The organism is Vibrio sp. 10N.261.45.E2 (assembly GCF_002875705.1).
Classification (GTDB): domain Bacteria; phylum Pseudomonadota; class Gammaproteobacteria; order Enterobacterales; family Vibrionaceae; genus Vibrio.
On record NZ_MCZZ01000150.1, the window covers coordinates 45032 to 66820 of the forward strand.

General features: G+C 43.9%; 17 protein-coding genes. 9 read left to right on the top strand and 8 right to left on the bottom strand.

What is annotated here, in order from left to right:
- Positions 1 to 37: 37 nt before the first annotated feature.
- The 3 genes from BCT34_RS20060 (at position 38) to BCT34_RS20070 (ending at position 2649) form a co-directional block, all read left to right on the top strand.
- Positions 38 to 781: a 5-oxoprolinase subunit PxpA gene (locus tag BCT34_RS20060; protein ID WP_076657230.1), complete on the top strand. Its 744-nt coding sequence runs from the start codon at positions 38 to 40 to the stop codon at positions 779 to 781.
- A gap of 157 nt (positions 782 to 938) precedes the next feature.
- A complete protein-coding gene (locus tag BCT34_RS20065; protein ID WP_076657231.1) occupies positions 939 to 1706 on the top strand; it encodes an allophanate hydrolase subunit 1 in 768 nt (255 codons plus the stop codon).
- On the top strand, positions 1699 to 2649 hold the full coding sequence (locus BCT34_RS20070; protein WP_076657233.1) for a biotin-dependent carboxyltransferase family protein: 951 nt from the start codon (positions 1699 to 1701) through the stop codon (positions 2647 to 2649). The genes BCT34_RS20065 and BCT34_RS20070 overlap by 8 nt, the downstream gene beginning before the upstream one ends.
- Positions 2650 to 2783: 134 nt before the next feature.
- On the opposite strand, the gene BCT34_RS20075 is transcribed toward BCT34_RS20070, so the two are convergent.
- From BCT34_RS20075 to BCT34_RS20085, 3 genes are all read right to left on the bottom strand, one after another.
- Positions 2784 to 4241, bottom strand: coding sequence for an FAD-dependent oxidoreductase (locus BCT34_RS20075; RefSeq protein WP_076657235.1), 1458 nt, complete (start codon positions 4239 to 4241; stop codon positions 2784 to 2786).
- A gap of 548 nt (positions 4242 to 4789) precedes the next feature.
- On the bottom strand, positions 4790 to 7228 hold the full coding sequence (locus BCT34_RS20080; RefSeq protein WP_076657236.1) for an ABC transporter permease: 2439 nt from the start codon (positions 7226 to 7228) through the stop codon (positions 4790 to 4792).
- A 1-nt stretch (position 7229) separates the two neighbouring features.
- Positions 7230 to 7904 (bottom strand): ABC transporter ATP-binding protein, encoded by a 675-nt coding sequence (locus tag BCT34_RS20085; protein ID WP_076657238.1) that lies wholly within the window; start codon positions 7902 to 7904, stop codon positions 7230 to 7232.
- Between BCT34_RS20085 and BCT34_RS20090 the strand changes: the two genes are divergently transcribed.
- From BCT34_RS20090 to mrdA, 5 genes are all read left to right on the top strand, one after another.
- Entirely contained in the window at positions 7903 to 8520 is a 618-nt protein-coding gene (locus BCT34_RS20090) for an arylesterase (protein ID WP_076657240.1), read from the top strand. The two genes, BCT34_RS20085 and BCT34_RS20090, sit on opposite strands and share 2 nt — an antisense overlap.
- An 81-nt stretch (positions 8521 to 8601) precedes the next feature.
- Complete coding sequence (gene fabV / locus BCT34_RS20095; RefSeq protein ID WP_076657242.1) at positions 8602 to 9801, top strand: enoyl-ACP reductase FabV; 1200 nt, start codon at positions 8602 to 8604, stop codon at positions 9799 to 9801.
- 178 nt (positions 9802 to 9979) lie between these two features.
- Positions 9980 to 11887: an EAL domain-containing protein gene (locus BCT34_RS20100; RefSeq protein ID WP_076657244.1), complete on the top strand. Its 1908-nt coding sequence runs from the start codon at positions 9980 to 9982 to the stop codon at positions 11885 to 11887.
- 120 nt (positions 11888 to 12007) lie between these two features.
- Complete coding sequence (locus BCT34_RS20105; protein WP_076657245.1) at positions 12008 to 13663, top strand: ABC-ATPase domain-containing protein; 1656 nt, start codon at positions 12008 to 12010, stop codon at positions 13661 to 13663.
- 386 nt (positions 13664 to 14049) lie between these two features.
- Positions 14050 to 15948, top strand: a complete 1899-nt coding sequence (gene mrdA / locus BCT34_RS20110) for a penicillin-binding protein 2 (RefSeq protein ID WP_076657247.1) — start codon at positions 14050 to 14052, stop codon at positions 15946 to 15948.
- A 197-nt stretch (positions 15949 to 16145) separates the two neighbouring features.
- Here mrdA and BCT34_RS20115 read toward each other — a convergent pair whose 3' ends face one another.
- Positions 16146 to 16766 (bottom strand): DNA-J related domain-containing protein, encoded by a 621-nt coding sequence (locus BCT34_RS20115; RefSeq protein ID WP_076657249.1) that lies wholly within the window; start codon positions 16764 to 16766, stop codon positions 16146 to 16148.
- A 304-nt stretch (positions 16767 to 17070) separates the two neighbouring features.
- Complete coding sequence (locus BCT34_RS20120) at positions 17071 to 17910, bottom strand: 2OG-Fe(II) oxygenase family protein (RefSeq protein WP_076657250.1); 840 nt, start codon at positions 17908 to 17910, stop codon at positions 17071 to 17073.
- 201 nt (positions 17911 to 18111) lie between these two features.
- On the opposite strand from BCT34_RS20120, the gene BCT34_RS20125 reads away from it, so the two are divergent.
- A complete protein-coding gene (locus BCT34_RS20125) occupies positions 18112 to 18720 on the top strand; it encodes a DUF2238 domain-containing protein (protein WP_076657252.1) in 609 nt (202 codons plus the stop codon).
- A 72-nt stretch (positions 18721 to 18792) separates the two neighbouring features.
- Here the strand turns inward: BCT34_RS20125 and BCT34_RS20130 are convergent, their stop codons facing one another.
- From BCT34_RS20130 to BCT34_RS20140, 3 genes are read right to left on the bottom strand one after another with little or no spacing between them, the layout of a single operon-like run.
- Positions 18793 to 19044: a hypothetical protein gene (locus BCT34_RS20130; protein ID WP_076657254.1), complete on the bottom strand. Its 252-nt coding sequence runs from the start codon at positions 19042 to 19044 to the stop codon at positions 18793 to 18795.
- A gap of 21 nt (positions 19045 to 19065) precedes the next feature.
- The gene (locus tag BCT34_RS20135) at positions 19066 to 19971 is read right to left on the bottom strand and encodes a DMT family transporter (RefSeq protein ID WP_076657255.1); all 906 of its coding nucleotides are present in this window, start codon (positions 19969 to 19971) and stop codon (positions 19066 to 19068) included.
- A 48-nt stretch (positions 19972 to 20019) separates the two neighbouring features.
- Positions 20020 to 21711 carry an SgrR family transcriptional regulator gene (locus tag BCT34_RS20140; protein ID WP_076657257.1) on the bottom strand — a complete coding sequence of 564 codons (1692 nt, stop codon included), beginning with the start codon at positions 21709 to 21711 and terminating at the stop codon, positions 20020 to 20022.
- Positions 21712 to 21789: the final 78 nt, after the last annotated feature.

A 21789-nucleotide genomic window follows, 5' to 3' on the forward strand; every position in this document is an offset into this window, starting at 1 on the left:
CGTCATTACTTACCTAAACGTAAAGGATTAGCACCACGTGACAACGAAGATTTTGCTTAATTGCGACATGGGAGAAAGTTTCGGCAACTGGAAGATGGGCGATGATGAGTCGGTCATGGAATGGGTCGATATGGCGAACATCGCTTGTGGCTTTCATGCGTCTGATCCACATGTTATGTCCAAGACAATTAAATTGGCTCAACACTATCACACTCAAATAGGCGCTCATCCTGGTTATCAAGACCTCGTTGGTTTTGGTCGCCGTTCTATTCCACACACCATGAATGAAATCTGTGAATTGGTGTGCTATCAAATCGGTGCACTACAAGCCCTTTGCCGTTATCACCATACCTCTGTTGGCTATGTGAAACCTCATGGCGCCCTCTATAACGATATGATGGCGAACATTGATGTATTTAATGCCGTTGCCCAAGTTGTTGCTGAATTTAATATCCCCTTAATGATTCTTTCTTCATCAGACAATCAACAGTATTTAGATATTGCTGACGACCATGATCTTCCACTCTTATTTGAAGCGTTTGCCGACCGAGCTTATTTAAATAACGGGCAATTAGCGCCACGGACTCAAAAAGGCTCGGTTTACGTCAATCAAGACGATATCTATAACCAAGTCATGCAAATCATTAACTATGGCTCTGTTACGACTTTAGAGGGTGAAAGATTACCTATTGAAGCTGATACCATCTGTGTTCATGGGGATAACCCTCAATCCATCGCATTAATTAGAAAAATCAGACAAGATCTCAACGCTTTTAATTAGCATCAAGCGTGTGATTGGTAAGACGCATGATTAATCACTCGCTTAACCGAACATCGAACCAATTGCTCATAAAATTAAATTGCTGTGTATTAGTTTGGCACGGAAGTTAAACGCACCAAGCAAGCAGAGCAAAGGCAAACAAACGTATGGAAACGAAATGACGACGAATAAGATTGAATTCAATATAGCGCCAGTCGCTGAATGCAGCGTTTTGGTTACCTTGACTCTATCGCCTCCAAATGATCAATCTAGTGCAGAATATGCGCAATGCATGGCTTATTTTTCCGATGCCATTCGCCAAAACTTAGCATCGGTATTGATGAATGTGACGCCGGCTTACCACACAATATTGGTCGATTACCTACCTTATCGAATATCAGAACAGCAGCTCATCAAGCAACTCAACAACTTGTTGGCTCAAGCTATGTCGTCCTTTTCACGTGTTAGTCAAACTCACAATACGATTGAGCTTCCTGCCTACTATTCACCAGAAACAGCGCTCGATTTAGACAGGTATCAAGACAAAGGTATGACTCTAGACGACATCATTCAACATCACACATCACAGACATACAGCGTCAGTGCAATTGGGTTTACGCCTGGCTTTGCGTTTATGTCTGATGTGGTGAGTGAGCTAGCTTTACCCCGTCACTCAACACCCCGCTTGAATGTACCCAAAGGCAGTATCGCAATCGCTGATACAAAAACGGCGGTGTACCCTTCAGATTCACCGGGTGGTTGGAATATTATTGGCAATTGCCCGCTTCCGTTGTTCGATCATAACCAATTGAAGAACGTCGATATCGCACAAAGGCCATTGTCTCTACTTAATGTCGGCGACACTGTCCGTTTCATCGCGATTTCAAAAAAAGAGTTTGAAGAGCTTAGGCTTATGGAAATTAGTGGAGGTGTCGCAAATGGTTAAGACAAGAGCTAAGCCAACACTGACAGTGATCAAACCTGGCCCGTTGAGTTTGATTCAAGACTTCGGGCGATTTGGTGTTGCTCATCTAGGGTTAACGCAAGGTGGCCCGGTTGATGATTACTCTTATAGTTGGGCCAATCATCTATTGGGAAACCCAGTAAACCAAGCGGCGTTGGAAATCACACTAGGACAATGCGCGTTGCGAATCGACTTTGATTGTGAGATGGCGTTATGTGGGGGGGATTTACAAGCGAAGCTCGATGGCAAACCACTGTCTAATTGGCGCACCTTTCAAGCTTTCAAAGGTCAGATTCTCTCGTTTGGTTTACCTAAAAATGGACTAAGGGCTTATTTGGCCATTAAGGGTGGTTTCGATGCACCACAAACTCTTCACAGTTGCTCTACCGTTCCCCGAGAAAAGATTGGTGGATTAACGCAAGACGGAGAGCCGTGCCAACAAAGGCAGCAAATTAGTTTTACTGAACACAAACTCTCTCGTCCATTTAAACCTCTGAGTGTCACTTTCCGATACACACCGGATTACAACCTCCCCGTGAATCTGCGAGTCATTGAGGGGTATCAAAGCGAACTATTCTCGGAATCGGCAAAAGAGACTTTATATAACGCACAATATAAAGTTGACCAAAACTCCAATCGGATGGGTTATCGACTCAGTGGCGAAGCTGTGGAGTCGCCTGACATTTCATTGTTGTCAGAAGGTATTGCCCTCGGTGCGATTCAAATTCCTCAAGATGGACAACCTATCGTGTTGCTAAATGACAGACAGACCATTGGTGGCTATCCGAAGATTGGATGCGTCGCCAGAATCGATTTGCCACGCTTAGCACAGGCAAAACCGGGGCATGCGATATCGTTCAGCAAAGGCGATCGCTTAGGCTTGCAAGATGTTTGGTGTCAATGGGCTCAGTTTTTCGGTTATTGATATTTTTGCCTGGTGAACAGAAGTTTTAGCGAGGTAGATTATCAGTATAAAGAAGGTATTTTGGCGAAGGTTCGGCTTACTTTGACAGGTAAGCCGAACTGGAGAGATTCAATGCAGTAAATTATGACTTAGTATTAAGCGTGGTCTTGGCCTGATACCTTTGCAAGCGCTTCTGGGTATCCACGTTCTTGTGTCAAATCTATCGCTCTGCCCTCAATATCATCCAAAGTAAGTGACATTGTCACTGAGTGCATATCTTCAATCGATACCGCCTCTTCTGCAACGTCAAACCATTGTTCAGCAACCTTTTGTCCCGCTTCTAGTGTAGACGAAGCCTTCACGACTTCAAGTCGAGCATAGCGTTCACCACAGAATGAAACGTCTGAAGCTCGCAAGCTTGGATCCGTTCCCGGGATCTGTTGTGCACCAAACAAAGGCTTGCCACCAACCAGCGCAGATCTGAAACTTGGGATAAACTGAGAAATATGCGTTATTGCAGCGCGAGTTCTTAATTCAAGCTGTTCTTCAGTCCAACCTGATACGATTTTTTTAAGAAGCTTAGAAGGCAACTGAGGCTGTGACGAATCTGTCGACGATGAAACAAGTCCCCCCTCAAACAGAGTAATGCCTTCTGTCATACCGTGAAGCTGGAATACGCCATCAGCATACGGCGTTAATTGCGCCATACCTTGTGGCGTGCCTCTTGGGCCATGGAAGATAACCTCTGGCCACTCTTCCTTACATTCTTGCGAATACGGCCACTCTGTAACGTACGCGGCTTTAAACTCAACGAGCCTTTGCTGCTTAGAGCCAACAAAGTCGTCCACGATACCCGTTTCAAATCCACTCGCATTAATTAAGTAGTCAGTTGTTAATTGGCAGCTTTGGTTATCAACATCGGTATAAGTCAAAGACCAACCTTTGCCTGTCGATTCAACAGATTGTAAGCGGCTGTTGGTTAACACGGTACAGTTAGCCTGTTGTCCCAAAGAGAGTTGAGCGGTTGCAGAAAGTCTGAATACGCTCCAACCATATTCTTGAACCATAGCAACAGGATACTTAAGGGTTTCTAAATCTGTATGTTTCGCAAAAGGAATACACCAATCATCGAGAGATGTTGGCTTCAGGGGCTGAGTTTTCGTAGAAAGAGCTAATAAATCTTCTTTGCTGTACAGCTTGTAATATTCTTGCGGATCACCAAGCACTTGGTTGCTTTTATCTTGCGTAACGAGAGCGGCATAAGCGCTTTTAATTATCTTAAGGCGAGGAAGCAAATCCAACGGCTCGCCACCATCACTGTGCGGAACGGCGATGATTGTCGGACGAATATTGATCGTGTGAGGAAATAAGCGAACGGTATCAATTGACTGTTTAAGCAACTGCAGACACTGCTCTACAGAAATATCTCGATACAAATTGCCTCCAGCGTGCAGGTGGCAAATTGGTGGACCATTAACCAAACTCGGCCCTTTTTCCATGATAGTGACCTTAAAACCCAACTCACTAAAGTGAATCGCGCTCGTTGTTCCGGCAATACCACCACCAACAATGGCAATAGAAGGTTGATTTGTATCCGTTTTGTTGTGGTTCATCGTGTTCTGTAGAATAAGATTAACTGCCGCTATTCTACTTTTGTTCTGCGATGAATTAAAACACATTTTTATCAAGGTCTTAGATAGGCGGGATTTAATATCTATGTAAAAAACATAAATAATCTCTTGACTCAATAAGTCCAGATAGAGTTTTAAAGGTTATTCTAACAGTCAAATTTGTCCTAAGTGACGCCACATAAAGGCTGCCTCAATACTCTTAAAACATAGATGTTAACTTATCCCTAAAGTTATCCACCGTTTTTGTGGATAACTGTTGATAACGTTCTTGCTAAGTTGCGCAAACCCTTTATTTACAGGGACTAACCGTTGTTCATTAAATCGGCGTTATTGCGCAATTAGTTTTGAAAAATGCTAAAAAGAGTCGAATTTAAGGTGCGATATTTTTTACTTATGCTATAGGTTGGTTAAATAAAAAGCGGTCTAAAACGACATCTTATAAATAGTGCATGACTAGGTATAAATCATTTCGCTTTTAGACCGTTTTAAGCTTTAGACCGTTGAAAGTACCAGGTAGATTTTTCTAGCTACTAGCCAAAATTCTTGTTTACTGGTGCTAACAGACGTTTGATTAAACTATTCACTACTGCAGCCAATGTGATGAATGTTAGCACGGGTAGCGCTATCCAAAGCATCGGGTGAAGTGAAGGTTGTAACTCAAAGCCAAAGTTCATTACCCCCGCTACACTCAATTCAGAGCCAAGTGCCGCAATCGAGCCTGCCACTAACGCCATTAACCCATATTCACACCAAATGGTGTTGAGGATTCGCTTCTTACTTGCACCTAAGGTTCGGTACAAGCGAATCTCTTGTTGTCTTTGAGATAAGCTCAATCGCAATAAAGTGAAGATAAGCAACAGCCCCGCGACCACACCTAACGCTGCAAGTACGGTTATCGACCAAACAATCTGTTTGAGCAATTCTTGGATCTTGCTACCCATCTTACGAATGTCCATCAAACTTACGGTTGGGTGATTGCGAGAAAGTTCGTTGAGCATTTGGTTATGTTGTTCTTCTAGTCTGAAGCTCACTAGCCAAGTAGAAGGAATTGAGCTCAATACATCTGGTGTAAAGATGAAATAGAAGTTTGGCTTCATTTCTCGCCACTCTACTTTGCGGATGCTATTCACTTTGGCTGAGACATTTTGGCTGTTGATCGTGAATGAAAGCTCATCGCCGATCTTCAAACTAAGCTGGTCAGCGACATTCGATTCTACCGATACACCCTGCTCTTGTGTCCAGCCACCTTTCAACACTTCATTGTACTCAGGCAGACTATCTCCCCAAGTGAAATTTATCTCGCGGCTTAGTGCGTCGGTTTCTCCTGAAGTATCGCTGTATTCCGATGCTTCGACGCCGTTGATGGTCGTTAGTCTTCCGCGGATAATTGGAAACGCTTGAGTACGCTCTACTTCGTTTGCATCAATTGTGTCGAGATAGCTGTCTTTTTCATAGCTTGCAATATTAAGTGCAAACGCATTGGGTGCGTTCTCAGGTAAGGTTTGTTGCCAATCTGACAGCAAATCACTTCGTACTAACCAGATAATCGACAGCAGCATTAGTGATAGCGCTAAAGAGCCAAACTGAATTCCAGTCGCCAGTGGCGTGCGGTTTATACGGCTTAATGCCAAGCGCATAGATGTTGACGTTGGTAACTTACCGACAAGGCGAAGAACAACCGTGCTCACAACAGCTAACACCAAGAACAGACACGCAATTCCGGCTAAAACAATCCATACCAACAGGTTATCGCCATACATCAACATCATCGGGATGATAGGTACTAACAGCAGCCCGAACTTTTTGTAGCTGTCTTGTGATTGATGGCTTGATTGAATCACGCTGATGGCTGATGTATTAACTAAACCAATCAATGGGATCCCTAAGGCAGGCACACCAATTAGAATGCTTGATGAAATAGCTAAGATAGCGGGTTCGATACCGTAGCTTGGAAGTGGCGATGGCAACAAGTCACCCAGTGGAATTCGAAGCAAAAACTCTAAGCCGATACCGATGGTAATTCCTAGTACAGCGCCAATAACGACTAACAAAGATACCTGAACCGACAACCACTTAATTATCCACTGCTTACTAGCCCCCAAACTTTTCAGCATAGCGATGGTTTTACGACGGCTTGCCACATAATGTTGGCAAGTAAGTACCAAAGTGGTTGCCGCCATTATGACAACGATAGCAACAGTCAGTGAAAGGTATTGAGTCGTACTTTCGAACATGTCGTTGGTTCGACTGGCTGAATCTTGATTGCGCCAGCGATCACTCGGTGTTAACTCAACACTGTCTTGCGCGGCTTTGAGTTTTGCTTCATCCCCGTTCAAGAACAGTCGGAAACTCACGCGACTTCCGGGCTGAATGGCACCGGTCGCATCAATATCACTTTTGTGTATTAACACTACTGGCATTTGTTGGAATGGATTAAAGCTCAACCCTGGCTCTTGAGTGATTCGCCCTGTTATTGTTAAATCGGCATCGCCTATTGTGACATTGTCACCTACTTTAACTTCGAGCTGCGCAAATATACGCTCATCGAGCCAAAGTTCGCCCGGTTCAACATGATGACTTGACGCGTTGTTAGCACCCTCTAATATCATTTCACCACGCAATGGGTAGTTGCTTTCCACCGCTTTAACCGTCACCAACTGCATTGAGTTGTCGCTGAAGGCCATGGTGGAGAAACGCGTTAACTCGGAACTTTCTAGCTGCTCAACTTGAGTAAGGTCGAGCAAGGGTTGTGGAATTGGATTTGCTGAAATAAATACACTATCCGCAGTCAGTGCGTCTTTACCTTGCTTAACAATTACCTGCTCCATACGCTCGGCCAGCGCCGACAGTGCAAACACACAAGCAATAATTAGCGTTAAAGCGATGGATACTGGCCACAACTGACCATGTCGAATCTCTTCGATACTCCATGAAAACAGGCGTTTATTCAGTCCGTTTGATGAATTCAATTTAGACTTCCTCTATCTGACCAACATGCATCTTAAGCGTTCTTTGACAACGTTGTGCAAGCTTAGGATCGTGTGTCACCAAAACTAACGTTGTGCCGTGGGATGAGTTCAATTCAAACAGCAACTCCACAATCTTGGCTGCTGTTTGTTGGTCTAGGTTGCCTGTTGGTTCATCTGCAAAAAGGATTTTGGGCTTGATCATAAATGCACGTGCCAAAGCAACTCGTTGTTGCTCACCACCAGATAGCTGAGACGGCAAGTGATCAAGCCTATCTTTCAAGCCTACTGATTCAAGTAGAGCAGTCGCGCGTTCAATGTCTTCGTCTTCTCCCTTCAACAAACAAGGCAGCGTTACATTTTGCAGAGCAGAGAGGCTTGGGATTAATAAGAAGCTTTGGAATACAAACCCTACCGATTCACTGCGGATCTTAGCCCTCGCCTCATCATCAAGCTGTGACAGTGGCTGACCTAGTAAACTGATTTCGCCTTTCGTTGGTACATCAAGACCAGCAAGCAGAGTCATTAGGGTCGACTTACCCGCCCCAGACGTACCAACAATCGAGACAGTTTCGCCTTCACGAATATCGATATCGACGTGCTCTAGGATTGTTAAATGTTCTTGATTAGTAGACACTGTCTTCGAAACAGCTTCTGCCTTAATGATGGATGTATGCATGACTCGACTAATTTCCTTTTTATTCTTTATTTTATTTTCAACCGCTTCTTTGGCTCAAGATACCGAGCTAGATTCTAAGCTACTGGTCCTTGGTGATAGCTTGAGTGCTGGTTATAACATGGACATCAAACAAAGTTGGCCAAGCTTGTTACCAGACGCGTTAGCAAAGCATGACAAAACGGTAACTGTGGTTAACGGCAGTATTTCTGGTGACACAACAGGCAATGGTTTAGCCCGCTTACCACAATTGCTTGAAGAACACGCTCCAGATACCGTTCTTATTGAACTTGGTGCAAATGATGGACTTCGCGGATTCCCACCTAAGCTGATGTCTGCGAACCTTGATCAAATCATTGAGCAGATAAAAGCTGCGGGCGCCAAACCTATAATGATGCAGATTAAAATCCCACCAAACTACGGCAAGCGTTACAACCAGCAGTTTGAATACGTTTTTGCAGCGCTAGCTGATCAACAAAACGTGCCACTTTTGCCGTTTTTCCTAGAGCACATCATCCTTAAACCTGAGTGGATGATGAACGATGGACTGCATCCAAAACCAGAAGCTCAACCTTGGATTGCTGAATTTGTCGCCGAAGAATTATATCAGTATCTTTAGGTTTTAATGGTCTAGCTCAATAAATTTTACACAGCTTTACGTTAGCCTGAGTGCATATCACCGTTAACTGTAAGGTTATTTATGCTGATCGAACCTGTTATCAAGGGTGTGGTAGCAAAAAGCGCTCACCCTCTTGGCTGTCAAGAAGCCGTAAAGCAACAAATCAAGTTTGTTAAGAGTGCGCCGCAAATCAAAGATGGCCCTAAACGAGTACTGATTATCGGCGCTTCATCAGGCTTCGGCCTTGCCGCTCGTATTGCCCTTACCTTTGGCGGCGCAAAAGCTGACACTATCGGTGTCTCATTCGAACGCGGTCCAAACGACAAATCCCTCGGTAGTGCTGGTTGGTACAACAACATCTACTTCAAAAAAGAAGCCGAACGAGAGCAACGCACTGCTATCAACATCGTTGGCGACGCTTTTTCACAAGAAACACGCTCACAAGTTGTCGAAGCCATTGAAACCTATTTCGAAGGTGAAGTGGATCTGGTTATCTACAGCTTGGCAGCGGGTGTTCGCCCTAAACCTGACTTTGATGAATTCTGGCGTTCTGCCATCAAGCCTATTGGCGAAAGCGTGACTGGTGCGACGATTTCTCTTGAGCACGACAACTGGGTGACCAACACGCTCGACGCTGCAACAGAAGAAGAAGCTGAAAGCACACTCAAAGTGATGGGGGGAGAAGATTGGGAAAACTGGATAGACGAACTGATCAACGCAGAATCTATTGCTCCGGGTTGTAAGACCATTGCGTTTTCTTACGTTGGTCCTGAAGTGACCCATCCTATTTATTTGGACGGTACTTTAGGTCGTGCCAAGATCGACCTTCATCAAACCAGCCACGCATTGAATCTTGAATTAGCAAACTTTGATGGCAATGCTTACGCGACTGTGTGTAAGGCATTGGTAACGAAAGCTAGTGTATTCATCCCAGGGTTGAGCCCATATCTTCTTGCCTTGTATAAAGTGATGAAAGAGAAACAGACGCATGAAGGATGTATTGAGCAAATGCAACGCCTGTTTAGCAGCAAGCTGTATGGACAACCAAAAGTACCGCTTGATGGTGAGCGCCTGATTCGTATGGACGATTGGGAGTTAGATCCAGAAACACAAGCCCATGTGACAGAATTGCTTAACAATATGGATGAAACCAACTTCCAAACCTTAGGCGATTACCAAGGGTTCAAAGATGAGTTCCTACAGCTAAACGGCTTTGCCCAACCTTCGGTAGACTACAGTAAGAAGCTGAATAGCGAAGATTTTATAAAATTAAAGCCCTAGTCGAAATATATCTCATTACTGAGACCCGGATTCACATTTGAAAACCTCCGCAAAATTGCGGAGGTTTTTTCGTGCAACATTTCTTATACTTAGACAACGTAAGGCTAATATTTTATTTGGTTCATCATAATTAACACAGGATGTGTTGATGCATTTAGCATAATTGACTCGGAGTCATATGAAGAAAATAAAAACGATAGACTTAGATATCCCAGACGATATGGCGTCCGGTTGGCAAAATATTGTCGACCTGTTAGCTCAAATTACTCAAGTGCCTGCCGCACTCATTATGCGTGTCCACGCCAACTATATTGAAGTATTCTCGACCAGTCGGAGTAACAATAATCCCTATACCAAAGGCGATTCCGAAACCTTAGGCAATGGGCTTTACTGCGAAACGGTGATGGAATCTAAGCAACAACTTGTTGTACCCAATGCTCTCGCGGATCCAGCTTGGAAAAACAACCCAGACATCAAACTCGGTTTGGTTTCCTATTGCGGCATTCCCCTGCTTTGGCCGAATGGCGAAGTGTTTGGCACCATATGTATTTTAGATTCAAAAGAGAATCACTACACACCTACCTACATCAAGCTTTTACAGAGCTTTCGAACCTCGATCGAGTCTCAGCTTAAAACCCTATTTCAGCACGCTAAGCTCACTCAAATGAATCAAGATTTAAAAAACCGTGTTTATAATCGGACCAAAGATCTTGCGAGCCTTAATTATTCATTAAACCAAGAGATTGATAAGCGAAAAGCCGCAGAGCAAAAGATCAACTTTCAAAAGAATCACGACCTCAGTACAGGTTTCTTAAATCGAAACGCATTTGAATCTCGCTTAAACCACAAGTTACTATCACAGCGCAGGCTAACAGGAAGTTCATTCGCCGTCGTTCATATTGGTTTTACTAATGGTAGACGCATACAAGCTCGATACGGCTACAATGCGTTAGACAAAGTGCTTGTTGAGTACAGAAAACGCATCGACAGTATTTCTGATATCGATGTATTAACGGCACGCCCTACTTCAGTTGATCTTGTACTGGCATTCAGTGTTAAAGATGTACACCAACGCCTAGAGGAACTTTGCCAGACGCTAGTTAAAGTCGGCCATTCAGAATTTGAAATCGAAAGTGACAAAGTGCATTTGCACGCCTTTATAGGAATTGCAATTACGAACGACGAAGATGATGCGGAAAGTATTCTACAAAAATCTTCTGAAGCGATGTTGGCCTGTAAAGATTCAGGACAAAAATTCGCTTACTACTCTCAATCTCATACCGAAGAGCAAACCCACATCAATAAAATTGAAGGCTATCTACTGCAAGCCGTTCGTAATGATGACCTTATGCTCTACTTTCAACCTAAAGTATGTCCGTTGACGCACCGATGGGTTGGTGCAGAAGCTTTACTTCGTTGGCGACATCCGGTTTTGGGTGATATTTCAAACGAAACCTTAATCCACATGGCTGAGCAAAATGGTTTGATTTTCGAAGTGGGTAGCTTTGTTCTGCGTAATGCGATTGAACAAGCCAAGGAGTGGTCTGAATACGTTGAAGACTTCAAGATGGCGGTAAATGTCTCTGCGATTCAACTTAAGAATGTACACTTCGCAGAACAGTTAGTTCATCTACTCGAAACTTATCATCTAGAACCTCGTTTTTTAGAACTTGAAGTTACGGAGAGTGGCCTGATTGCAGATGAAGTGGTTGCCAAAAATACTCTAGAATCTTTGCATGATATTGGCGTTACATTGTCACTGGATGACTTTGGTACGGGCTACGCCTCTTTCAGTTACCTGAAAAAATTCCCATTCGACGCAATTAAGATTGATAAGAGTTTCATTGACCAAATGCTCAACTCTCAAGAAGATTCAGAAATTGTCCGTTCTATTGTCCAAATTGCGAAAAAACTCGACCTAAAAGTGACGATTGAAGGCATTGAATCAGAAGTTCAGGAGCAGTTTATTATTAATGAAGGCTGCGATGTCGGCCAAGGTTACCTGTATGGAAGACCCATGCCGAGCCAAGAATTCGAACACAGCTTAATCAATCAAAACTATTTGGGGACAACTCGTTACGCTTAAAGCGAAAAAGAGCAGTTAGTTTTGGATTTAGGCCTAGTTTCTCTTTACTCTAAAGGTGGTGATTTTTATAATCGCCGCCTTTCTGTTTTTATCTTTCCCCTTATATAGGCATTCCTCGTTATGGATCAGTTGACTGCAAAGCTTAAAAAGCTCGAAAAACAAAACTACCGTGCATATCAACAAATTAAAGGTCAATACGACTTTGCTGATTTTGAATTACACATCGACCACATCCAAGGTGACCCATACGCGTCAGCTTCTCGTTTTCGTGCAACGCGCGCGTGGTCGTTAACTGGGTTAGATTGGCTGAAAGAAAAATCTTATGAATACCAAGTAGCGGCTCGTGATTTTATCGCACGTAGCTTCTCTGAGTTCGCGAAACAAGAGTCGAGCGTGTCGATTGCTCTGACTGGTCAAACAGTATTAGACAGCACCGCCGTTGTTTTCACAGAACATGGCATCGAGATTCGCTTCCGTATCAATTTGCCAGCTGATGGCCGAAGCATTCTTGCTAAGAAAGCGAATAACATCATCACTTTCTACTTACCGAAATTTATTCGTCGCGCGACGTTAGAGCGTGAACTGAACATCGATGCAATGATTAAGCATTGTGAAACGATTGAAGACCAAGAAGCCCTTCGTGCTCAATTGGATGAAAATAATCTAGCGGCGTTTGTTGCTAACGGTAGTGTACTACCGCGTATCGCTGGTAACTGCGACCTTCCAATGAAAGACGCTGTACCTTTCGCTGCTCCCGAATCGTTGAGCGTGACTTTGAATACTCCAAACCAAGGTGATGTGACTGGTCTAGGTATTCCGAAAGGTATCACGCTAATCGTTGGTGGTGGTTTCCATGGTAAATCGACACTGTTAAACGCGGTTGAACGTTCTATCTACAACCATATTCCTGGTGACGGTCGCGAAGGTATCGTAACTGCGATTGATACCATGAAGATCCGCGCCGAAGATGGTCGATGTGTACACAGCTTAAACCTGTCGAACTACATCAACCATTTACCAATGCAGAAAGATACGTCTAATTTCAGTACGCAAGATGCATCTGGTTCTACGTCTCAAGCAGCTTGGTTACAAGAATCGATTGAAGCCGGTGTTCAAACGCTACTTATCGATGAAGATACGTCAGCGACCAACTTCATGATTCGTGACGAGCGTATGCAAGCGCTTGTGTCAAAAGGCGATGAGCCAATCACGCCACTAGTCGATCGCATTGGTCAACTTCGTGAAGAGATGGACATCTCTACCATTGTCGTGATGGGCGGCTCGGGTGATTACCTAGACGTAGCAAACACAGTCATTCAAATGCACGACTACCAAGCAGTAGACGTAACTGAAAAAGCAAAAGACGTTATTGCACAGCACCCTACCCAGCGTACGAATGAATGTGAGACAGCTTTAGAGACATTTGTCCCACGTTCATTGAACCGCGTATCACTGATGAACATTCTTATGGATGGCAAATTCCGTGTTAGCGCTAAAGGCAAAGATTCATTACGTTTCGGTAAAGAGTTTGCGGATCTTTCTGCACTGGAGCAATTAGAATCCCCGTCTGAAGTGAACGCGATCGGTTGGGCTTGGTTCCAATTTGCACAAACTCCAGGTTGGTCAAACAATCCTGCAAAAGAATTCAACGCTATTTTAGAAAACGAGTGGCACGCTAACATGCCTAACTATGGTGACTTAGCAAAACCAAGAACATTAGATGTGATGGCTGCTCTGAACCGTATGCGTAAATCTCAGTTCAAGCCTTCGAACTGATCTCGTTAAATACCAGACCTGTTGTGCTCTAGGCTTTTGAAGCTCTCATCTTCCAAGCGAGTAACTTAAGTTACTCAGTACGCAAAATAACTGTCTACGGCTCTCACTCTGAGGGCCGTAAATTTATCTAACCTCTATTCCTCTATTCCTCTATCCTTCTATTCACTAGTGTCATCAAAACTCATCAACTGAACAATTCATAAAACCAATCGTTACATCAACTACTTATCTAACTTTCTTATAAAAAGATTCAACGCGTTACTTACTACTATCTAATGCTGCCGATCCCTAAAATCATGACACAGCTTTTACAAAACCCTAGTGATATTCAGATAAAGTCCCGATTCGACAAGTGTAACCAAATGTAACAAACTCTTGAGGCTTCAATGAATCATAAACGCGTTAAGATGCGTGACCACAAAAGCGAAGTGAACCTTTTCAAAAACCGTGTAATTGTCGCGTTTTGTGGGATCTTGCTGTTCACTCTTGTCTTAGTCGGAAACCTGTACCGACTTCAAGTTGAAAATTTTAAAAGCTATCAAACTCGTGCCGATGGCAACAGAATTAAAGTACTACCTATCGCCCCTACGCGTGGTCTTATTTATGACCGTAACGGCGTCTTACTAGCAGAAAACAAGCTTGTCTTCGATTTGACGATGATTCCTGAGCAAACTGATGATGTTGATGCCATGCTCGCCAAGCTAGATAAATACGTCCCGCGTGATGCTGAGCAGATCGCGCGCTTCAAAAAACGTTATCACAACACCCGCCGTTTTAAATCAGTGACTATTCTAGAGAACTTAACGGAAGAAGAGATTGCGAAGTTCTCTGTGCACCAGTACCTATTCCCAGGCTTATCTATCGATACCAGCTTAAAGCGTTTTTACCCAAATGGTGAGGTACTGACCCATGTTCTTGGCTACGTGGCGCACATTAATGATAGCGATCTAAGAAAGCTAGAAGAGCAAGGTATCGAAGCAAACTATCAAGCCACAACCATCATCGGTAAGCTCGGTGTTGAACGTTACTACGAAGATATTCTACACGGCACCAAAGGTTATCAAGAAGTCGAAGTAAATAGCCGTGGGCGAATCGTCCGAACCATAGAGTACGTGCCGCCAGTTGCTGGAAAAGACATCGTGCTAAATATTGACCTTGAATTACAGAAGTACGCCTTTGAACAACTTGATCACCGAACTGGCAGTGCTGTTATTCTCGACCCAAAAGACAACAGCGTTTTGGCGATGGCATCAAGCCCGAGTTATGACCCGAACCTATTTGTCGACGGCATTTCGAGTAAGAACTACCAACGTCTATTGAACGACCCTGCCCACCCGTTGGTAAACCGCACGACTCTAGGCGTTTATCCGCCAGCATCAACCGTTAAGCCATTTATGGCAGTTGCAGGGTTGCAAGAACATGTTATCTCAGAGGATACGATTCGTAACGACCACGGCGTTTGGAGAATCCCCGGTTCTAAGCGAAACTCTAAATCATGGCGCGACTGGAAACGCTGGGGACACGGGCCTGTCGATGTCACTCAAGCTATTGAAGAATCCGTGGATTCCTTCTTCTATCAAACCGCTTTTGATTTGGGTATTGACCGCATTTCAAGCTGGATGAATCGCTTTGGCTTTGGTGAACCGACTGGTATTGATATCTATGAGGAAAGTACCGCTAATATGCCGACTAGAGAATGGAAGATGATGCGCTATCGAACCCCTTGGTATCAGGGTGATACCGTCCCTATTGGGATTGGACAAGGTTATTGGACATCCACTCCAATGCAGCTTGCTAAAGCGACATCAGTACTGGTCAATCACGGTAAGGTGATGCCACCTCATATCTTGAGAGCCACCTTAGATCACGGTGAGGATTTCAGTACGCAACAACTCGTAGAGCCAGAATCAATGCCTTCAATCACCGAAGTGCCAGATAGAATTTGGGACGTGTCACTCAACGCAATGCGACTGGTAAACCACGGCAGTCGTGGTAGCGGCAGACGTGCATTTAAAGGGAGTGACTACACAAGCGGCGGGAAATCAGGTACCGCACAAGTGTTTGATCTAGCGAAAGATCAAGTCTACAACTCGAAGAAACTCGCTAGGCATTTGCTTGACCACGCGCTTTATACAGCTTTCGCACCGTATGAGCACCCTGAGTATGTCGCTACTGTGGTTATTGAACACGGTAATGGCGGCTCAAAAGTCGGCGCCCCTTATATTCGTAAAGTGCTCGACTATGCCTTTGCGCATAAAAGCGGTGAGAACAAAGACCACTCCTAACCCCAACAACTTAAGTCGCTACAACAACCAGCATGGCAACAACGGATAACCATCGTTATTGCAAATAGATGAGTCATTGCACATAGATTAGTTACAGAGTACAGCGTAATGACAACAAAGCCCCGCTTGTGTCACTCACAAATGGGGCTTTCTATTCTAGGTTTCCAATCGACTAGCAAGGTACTATTTACTGTCGATTACGAGCTTCTTAAGACATGCCACGCTTCACAGAGCGTCTGAAATTTTGCGGTGTTGCCTTCATCTCTGTCTGGGTGCCACCTCAAAGCCAGTTGTCGCCAACGTTTTCTAATCTCATGATGAGTCGCGTCCAACGGTAACTCAAACAAGTTTAATGCTCGGCTTCTATCCATATCGAGTTCATCACCACCCACAAACTTTCTGTATCGAGTCCAGAACTCGTTCAGCAGCCTTTTAACTTCGCCCTCATCGGCTTCATAGTTAACCCAATTTACGTAGTAATCTCGAAGTGGGTCTTCAAGATCGATGCTGTGGCTGCTTCCGTGATAACGGCCATTCATTAATTCTATGTCCATCGCTTGAACTTGGAGCCAACTATCAGGATGTAAGGTTTCTTGAAGCTGATAAAGCGCATTCATGATGAGGAAGTTTTTCTTGAACAACTCTTTTTCAGCTACAGCATCTAACACCGGCACAAATCCAAGGTCGTTCAGATGAGCCGCCAATGTGTGTACTTTCCATCCGCTTGGCTTTTGCTTAAGCACTTCCATAATCGGCCAAAGCAATGGGTTTTCCATATGACTATGAAAATTTACTCTCACATCTTGATGATTCGACATAATAGACTCAGTTAACTTATCTGAATTTAATGGGTTGCTTGATGAGTAGATACGATAGGTATTTCACATTCACTACCTATCTATTTTAATTGAAAGCGATTTTTTACAATTTGTCGAGCTTAAGGCCAAACAACCTCCTATCGCCTGGCTTAATACCTCCTTTTATCGCCGAAAACTGGTGCCAATTGATTGAGTTCAGACGCAATAAATACTGGAGTTAATTGATGGCACAGAGACAAAAAAGGTCAGCAATTTAGCTGACCTTTCATATCTATCCCTGTTTTAGGACGAAGCATTTGAATAATTAGATCACGCCAAGCTCTCTCAGACGCTCCATTAGGTACTCGTTTGCTGTGTACTTTTCAGACAGCACAACTTCCGGTTTCGGGTGAAGGAACAGAGGCAAAGAGATACGAGACTTCTCTTGACGCTCACCTGATGGGTTGATTACACGGTGAGTCGTCGATGGGAAGTAACCACCAGATGCTTCTTGAAGCATGTCACCTATGTTGATGATCATGTTACCGAAGTCACATGGAACATCTAACCACTCGTCGTTTTGCGCTTTAACTTGAAGGCCCGGTTCGTTTGCCGCAGGAAGAACCGTTAACAAGTTGATGTCTTCGTGTGCTGCGGCACGGATTGCACCTGGCTCTTCGTCACCTTGCATTGGTGGATAGTGAAGCACACGAAGCAGAGTCTGTTCACTGCCGTTGATCATTTCTGATAACGCAATAGAGAACTTCTCTTGTACTTCTTTGGGAGCATGAACTTCAACCCAACTTAGCAATTCTTGAGCAAACGCATTCGCACGTTGGTAGTAATCTAGAATCTGCTCTTTAAGCTGCTCAGGAATTTGCCCCCAAGGGTATACGTGAAAGTACTCTTTGATATCTTTTACAGTGTGGCCCTTAGCCACTTCAGATACTGAAGGTGGAAAATATCCATCTTGTGTTTCAACATTAAAGTGGAAGTTCTCTTTCTCTTCAGAGATGAAAAATTGGTACCAGTTTTCGTAAATTGACTCAACAAGCTCTTTTGGGATTGGGTGGTTCTTGAGAACACCAAAACCAGTTTCACGTAGAGAGCGAACAAATTGTTCTGCTGCGTCGTCAGCAAGGTAATCGACAGTTTCCAGTTTCATGACTTTCTTTCTTGTTATGTAGTAATGGGGCAATTTTAAGGATCGCTTTGTTGTAAATCAAACTTTTGTGAAACTCTAGCAACTGTTTGTCTAGATACTGGGCGATAACACCCCTTTTCAACAAATCTGGTGATTAAACCTCAATTGAACACCGTTCATTATTGTGTAACACTGTTAAAAACTTCGACGAGAGATCTTGATATGACAATCACGCCACTTGCTCAAAATCGACCATTACTGTCATTGACGACGCTGTATCTCACTGTATTTCTATTTTCAGCGTTTGCTCCGGCTTCAAGAGCTGTGTGGATTGCAGAAATCGTCCCAGCGCTTGCGATATTGGTAGGCATTTGGTGGTTATCAACAAAGCTTACATTCACTAAGACAGCCTACGTTTTGATGTTTGTCTGGCTGATCTTGCATACGATAGGCGCGAAATATACCTTCGCTGACGTGCCATTTGATTGGTTCAATAACATGATAGGTTCTGAACGCAATAACTTTGACCGTGTCGCGCATTTCTCTATTGGCCTATATGCTTACCCACTCGCTGAGTATTTAATTCGCAAGAAATTAGCACAACCGGTGTTGGCATGTTTCTTCGCACTGTTTGCAATCATGAGTGTTGCGGCTGGTTACGAGATTATTGAGTGGTGGTACGCAGAGATTGCCGGTGGTGACGAAGGCATCGCTTTCCTAGGGTCACAAGGCGATATTTGGGATGCTCAAAAGGACATGCTTTGCGACACAACGGGGGCAATTGTCGCGTTATTACTGCTCAAGTTACAAGGGCGAGTCAGAGTCTATTAGTTCAAAGCTCTCGCTTAGCCTGAATTCAGGTTTGAAATGCCACAGCACATATGACATGTACTGTGGCATTTTTTATTTCATTGTTACCTTGCCACCAACAAACTTGTAGGCTGGCGTACCTCGTACTAAGGTGTCTCGCGCGAATTCAATCCCGCATTCAGGACACACACATGGTTCTGTCGTGAAATCTTCGACTATACGCTCCTTAAAACATTTCACGAGTGCTCCCTTGCCACCTTTCCGATACTTAAAAAGCTGCGTTTTACATTTCGCACAGAAAACCTGAACTGTTTTGGTCGGTTGTTTCTTGTTTGGTTTAGCCATAAAAGTTAATGATTGAACTCTTTATTTCTTAAGTTTAGGTGCGACAAGAACTAAGCTTATCCCGAGTAAAATAACGGTCGATGAGATAACAAATTGCATGGTGACCGACTCAGAGAGTAACAATACGCCACCAAGTGTCGCGATAACTGGAACAGAAAGCTGTGCAATGGATGCGACGACGGTATTCAGCTTTTTCACGACGTAATACCATAAGCTATATCCCACACCAGAAGCGACTGAACCCGATATAACCGCGTAAATCAAACCTTGCTCCGTAATAGACACTTGAGACAATGCATTTGGTATTACAGTTAGAACGCTTATACCCGCAAGGATAACTAGCGAGCTGAATCCAAAGTTAGCAGTGGTCGACTGGAGGGCGTTTGACGATTTCTTTCCTGCCAACGTGTAAACACCCCACCCAACCCCGGCTAGCGACATCAATATAATAGAGACTAGATCTGGAGAGCGTGTAGATTCAGTCGGCATGAGTAAGTAAACGAGACCGGCGACAGACAACAAACAACCGCACCACTCAAGCGATGACATTCTGTTTCCAGAGAACAAGTGGGCGGCAATCATCGTAAATTGAACGGCGACAAACAACACCAGAGCACCAAGACCTGCGCCAAGCTCTAAGTAAGCAAATGAGAAACCAAACATATACACGAGCAGTGACAATGTTGAAGTGAATTGAAACTGTGATTTAAGCTTTGTGTATACAAGTGTTTTGCTTGTTGACTCACGTTTAGGCTTAGATTTGGAAGATAAAGTCAATAAAATCAGAAGAGTCAGCGCGCCAGACAAGATGCGCACGATCGAAAAGCTCAAAGGATCAATCGTTTGATCCATTAAGGCCCAGCGACACAAAACTGAATTGGCAGCGAATGCCACCAGCGTAATAAATGTGACCATCAGAGTTTGCATCGTGTTGTCCTAATTAAGTTGTTTGATCCTAATAAGTGTTCTTGGATTTCAATCAACGTCAGGCTTTACCCAAACTTGGCTAAAGTCGAACCAACCTAATGCATTACATTTCGCGTTTTGCAGCGTACCACATTGGTCTTTATTAACGCCTAACCAGCAATGGAACATTGGAATCAATTGATTGCTTTGAACCAGTTGTTTACCTAACTGTCTCGCGGGAAATTGCTCGAATTCACCTGAACGCCAACGGTCAATCATGTGGCACCATTGGTCGAAGTCTTCTGCAGGGCTCGATTCATCAAGAAAGCTGTAATCCATCAGCCAGCCGGCCAATGCATCGTCTCTATTGTTGGCAATACCCATCGGGTTAATCCAAATATCAACATCATCGGCGTGCGGAGGATCAGTTTCGTAACCGTAAAGATCGACATCAACATTATATTGTTTCAGCACTGTCACAATCGCCTTCGCCAGTGTTGGAAACATTGGGTGTTGGCATTGGAACGCCAATCTTATAACGGGTTTGATGTTTGCTGGTGGACAAACGGGCACTTTCAACTTTATGTCATACCAACCGGGCTTAATTCCATAAGCGTGTAGCACGCCCAAATCAATAACGGTCTCTTTAGGAATATGCACAAACAGATCAGCAGCGTTCAAGGCGTTAGATAAAAACTGCGCCCATGCGGGATCTTGAGCAATGCCCTTCTTTCTATTGAGTAGTAAATATGTGCAGCCAGGATCAAGTTCAACTTCATCGCTATCGCCACGGTCGGCCATTACAGGCTTAGACAAGCTTGGATAAACCATTGAAGAATACGCTTCATCGACCACCCAAACTTCAACGCGATCAATCAGTGGTCTAAAGCCAAAATATCCATTGAAAGCCGTTAAAACGAGTTGTTTTTCGTCATTTTTTTCAATGCGATAAGGGCCAGTACCGATCGGACGAATATCGTAATCTTCACCACGCAAAATCATCGGCAAAGTAACTTTAGCGACAGATTCAGTTAGCGCTAACGGGAAATATTTATCAGGACGTGTGAGAAAGACATCAACCACGCAATTGGCCGGGGAAGAGACATCTTTGATATGCGAAAACATGTTGAGAGGTTCGAGCGCAAGAAGTGTATCCACAACATGATTGGTTAACAGAGGCTCTCCGTTATGAAAACGAACACCTGGTCTCAAAAAGAAGCGCCATTGGTGATCATTGATCTTTTGCCATGAATGAGCAAGGTCTGGCTGGAGCTGATCGTGCTCATCTAAACGTGTTAAGCCGCTGAATACCTGGCAAGCGATATGTTGCTCTGAACGTCGCATCGACTTGGTAGGGTTCAGCATCGAAAGTGGACGGTAATAAGGCAAGCGAATAACTTGTTCGCCTTCTTGATACTGCACGCCCAAGTAATTTTGTATAACTTGGGTAAGCTTGGCAGCATTGTGATCAAGCACTGACAATGCTTGTCCGATTTTACCTTCTTCTAAGTAGCGACGAGCGAGGTTTTCACTAACATCACAACGGTTCTGCTTAAAAATAAGCTGAGATAATTTGCCCCGTCCCGCTGCTGGTAACCACTCTACCCACCCTTCTTCTTCGAGCTTATTGAGGACCATTCGGGCATTACGACGCGTACAACAGAGCACATCGGTGATGTCATCGAGCTGGACATCAGAATCTTTACCGTCAAAGTATTCAAAAAGGGTTTCAAATTGAACGCGAAGTCTTGGACTGCTCATAAAGAGGAAAACTTATTCAAAGGACATTGAATTTAGTTTCCTTATTTTAATATGTAAAATCAATCTTACTGACATAAT

Excerpts from the sequence above, each read along its gene's own strand:
- BCT34_RS20085 (WP_076657238.1), bottom strand. The coding sequence starts at position 7,904 with ATGCATACATCCATCATTAAGGCAGAAGCTGTTTCGAAGACAGTGTCT.
- BCT34_RS20115 (WP_076657249.1), bottom strand. The coding sequence starts at position 16,766 with ATGTCGAATCATCAAGATGTGAGAGTAAATTTTCATAGTCATATGGAA.
- BCT34_RS20100 (WP_076657244.1), top strand. The coding sequence starts at position 9,980 with ATGAAGAAAATAAAAACGATAGACTTAGATATCCCAGACGATATGGCG.
- BCT34_RS20075 (WP_076657235.1), bottom strand. The coding sequence starts at position 4,241 with ATGAACCACAACAAAACGGATACAAATCAACCTTCTATTGCCATTGTT.
- BCT34_RS20135 (WP_076657255.1), bottom strand. The coding sequence starts at position 19,971 with ATGCAAACTCTGATGGTCACATTTATTACGCTGGTGGCATTCGCTGCC.
- BCT34_RS20065 (WP_076657231.1), top strand. The coding sequence starts at position 939 with ATGACGACGAATAAGATTGAATTCAATATAGCGCCAGTCGCTGAATGC.
- BCT34_RS20140 (WP_076657257.1), bottom strand. The coding sequence starts at position 21,711 with ATGAGCAGTCCAAGACTTCGCGTTCAATTTGAAACCCTTTTTGAATAC.
- BCT34_RS20090 (WP_076657240.1), top strand. The coding sequence starts at position 7,903 with ATGACTCGACTAATTTCCTTTTTATTCTTTATTTTATTTTCAACCGCT.
- BCT34_RS20120 (WP_076657250.1), bottom strand. The coding sequence starts at position 17,910 with ATGAAACTGGAAACTGTCGATTACCTTGCTGACGACGCAGCAGAACAA.
- BCT34_RS20070 (WP_076657233.1), top strand. The coding sequence starts at position 1,699 with ATGGTTAAGACAAGAGCTAAGCCAACACTGACAGTGATCAAACCTGGC.
- BCT34_RS20125 (WP_076657252.1), top strand. The coding sequence starts at position 18,112 with ATGACAATCACGCCACTTGCTCAAAATCGACCATTACTGTCATTGACG.
- BCT34_RS20130 (WP_076657254.1), bottom strand. The coding sequence starts at position 19,044 with ATGGCTAAACCAAACAAGAAACAACCGACCAAAACAGTTCAGGTTTTC.
- fabV (WP_076657242.1), top strand. The coding sequence starts at position 8,602 with ATGCTGATCGAACCTGTTATCAAGGGTGTGGTAGCAAAAAGCGCTCAC.
- BCT34_RS20105 (WP_076657245.1), top strand. The coding sequence starts at position 12,008 with ATGGATCAGTTGACTGCAAAGCTTAAAAAGCTCGAAAAACAAAACTAC.
- mrdA (WP_076657247.1), top strand. The coding sequence starts at position 14,050 with ATGAATCATAAACGCGTTAAGATGCGTGACCACAAAAGCGAAGTGAAC.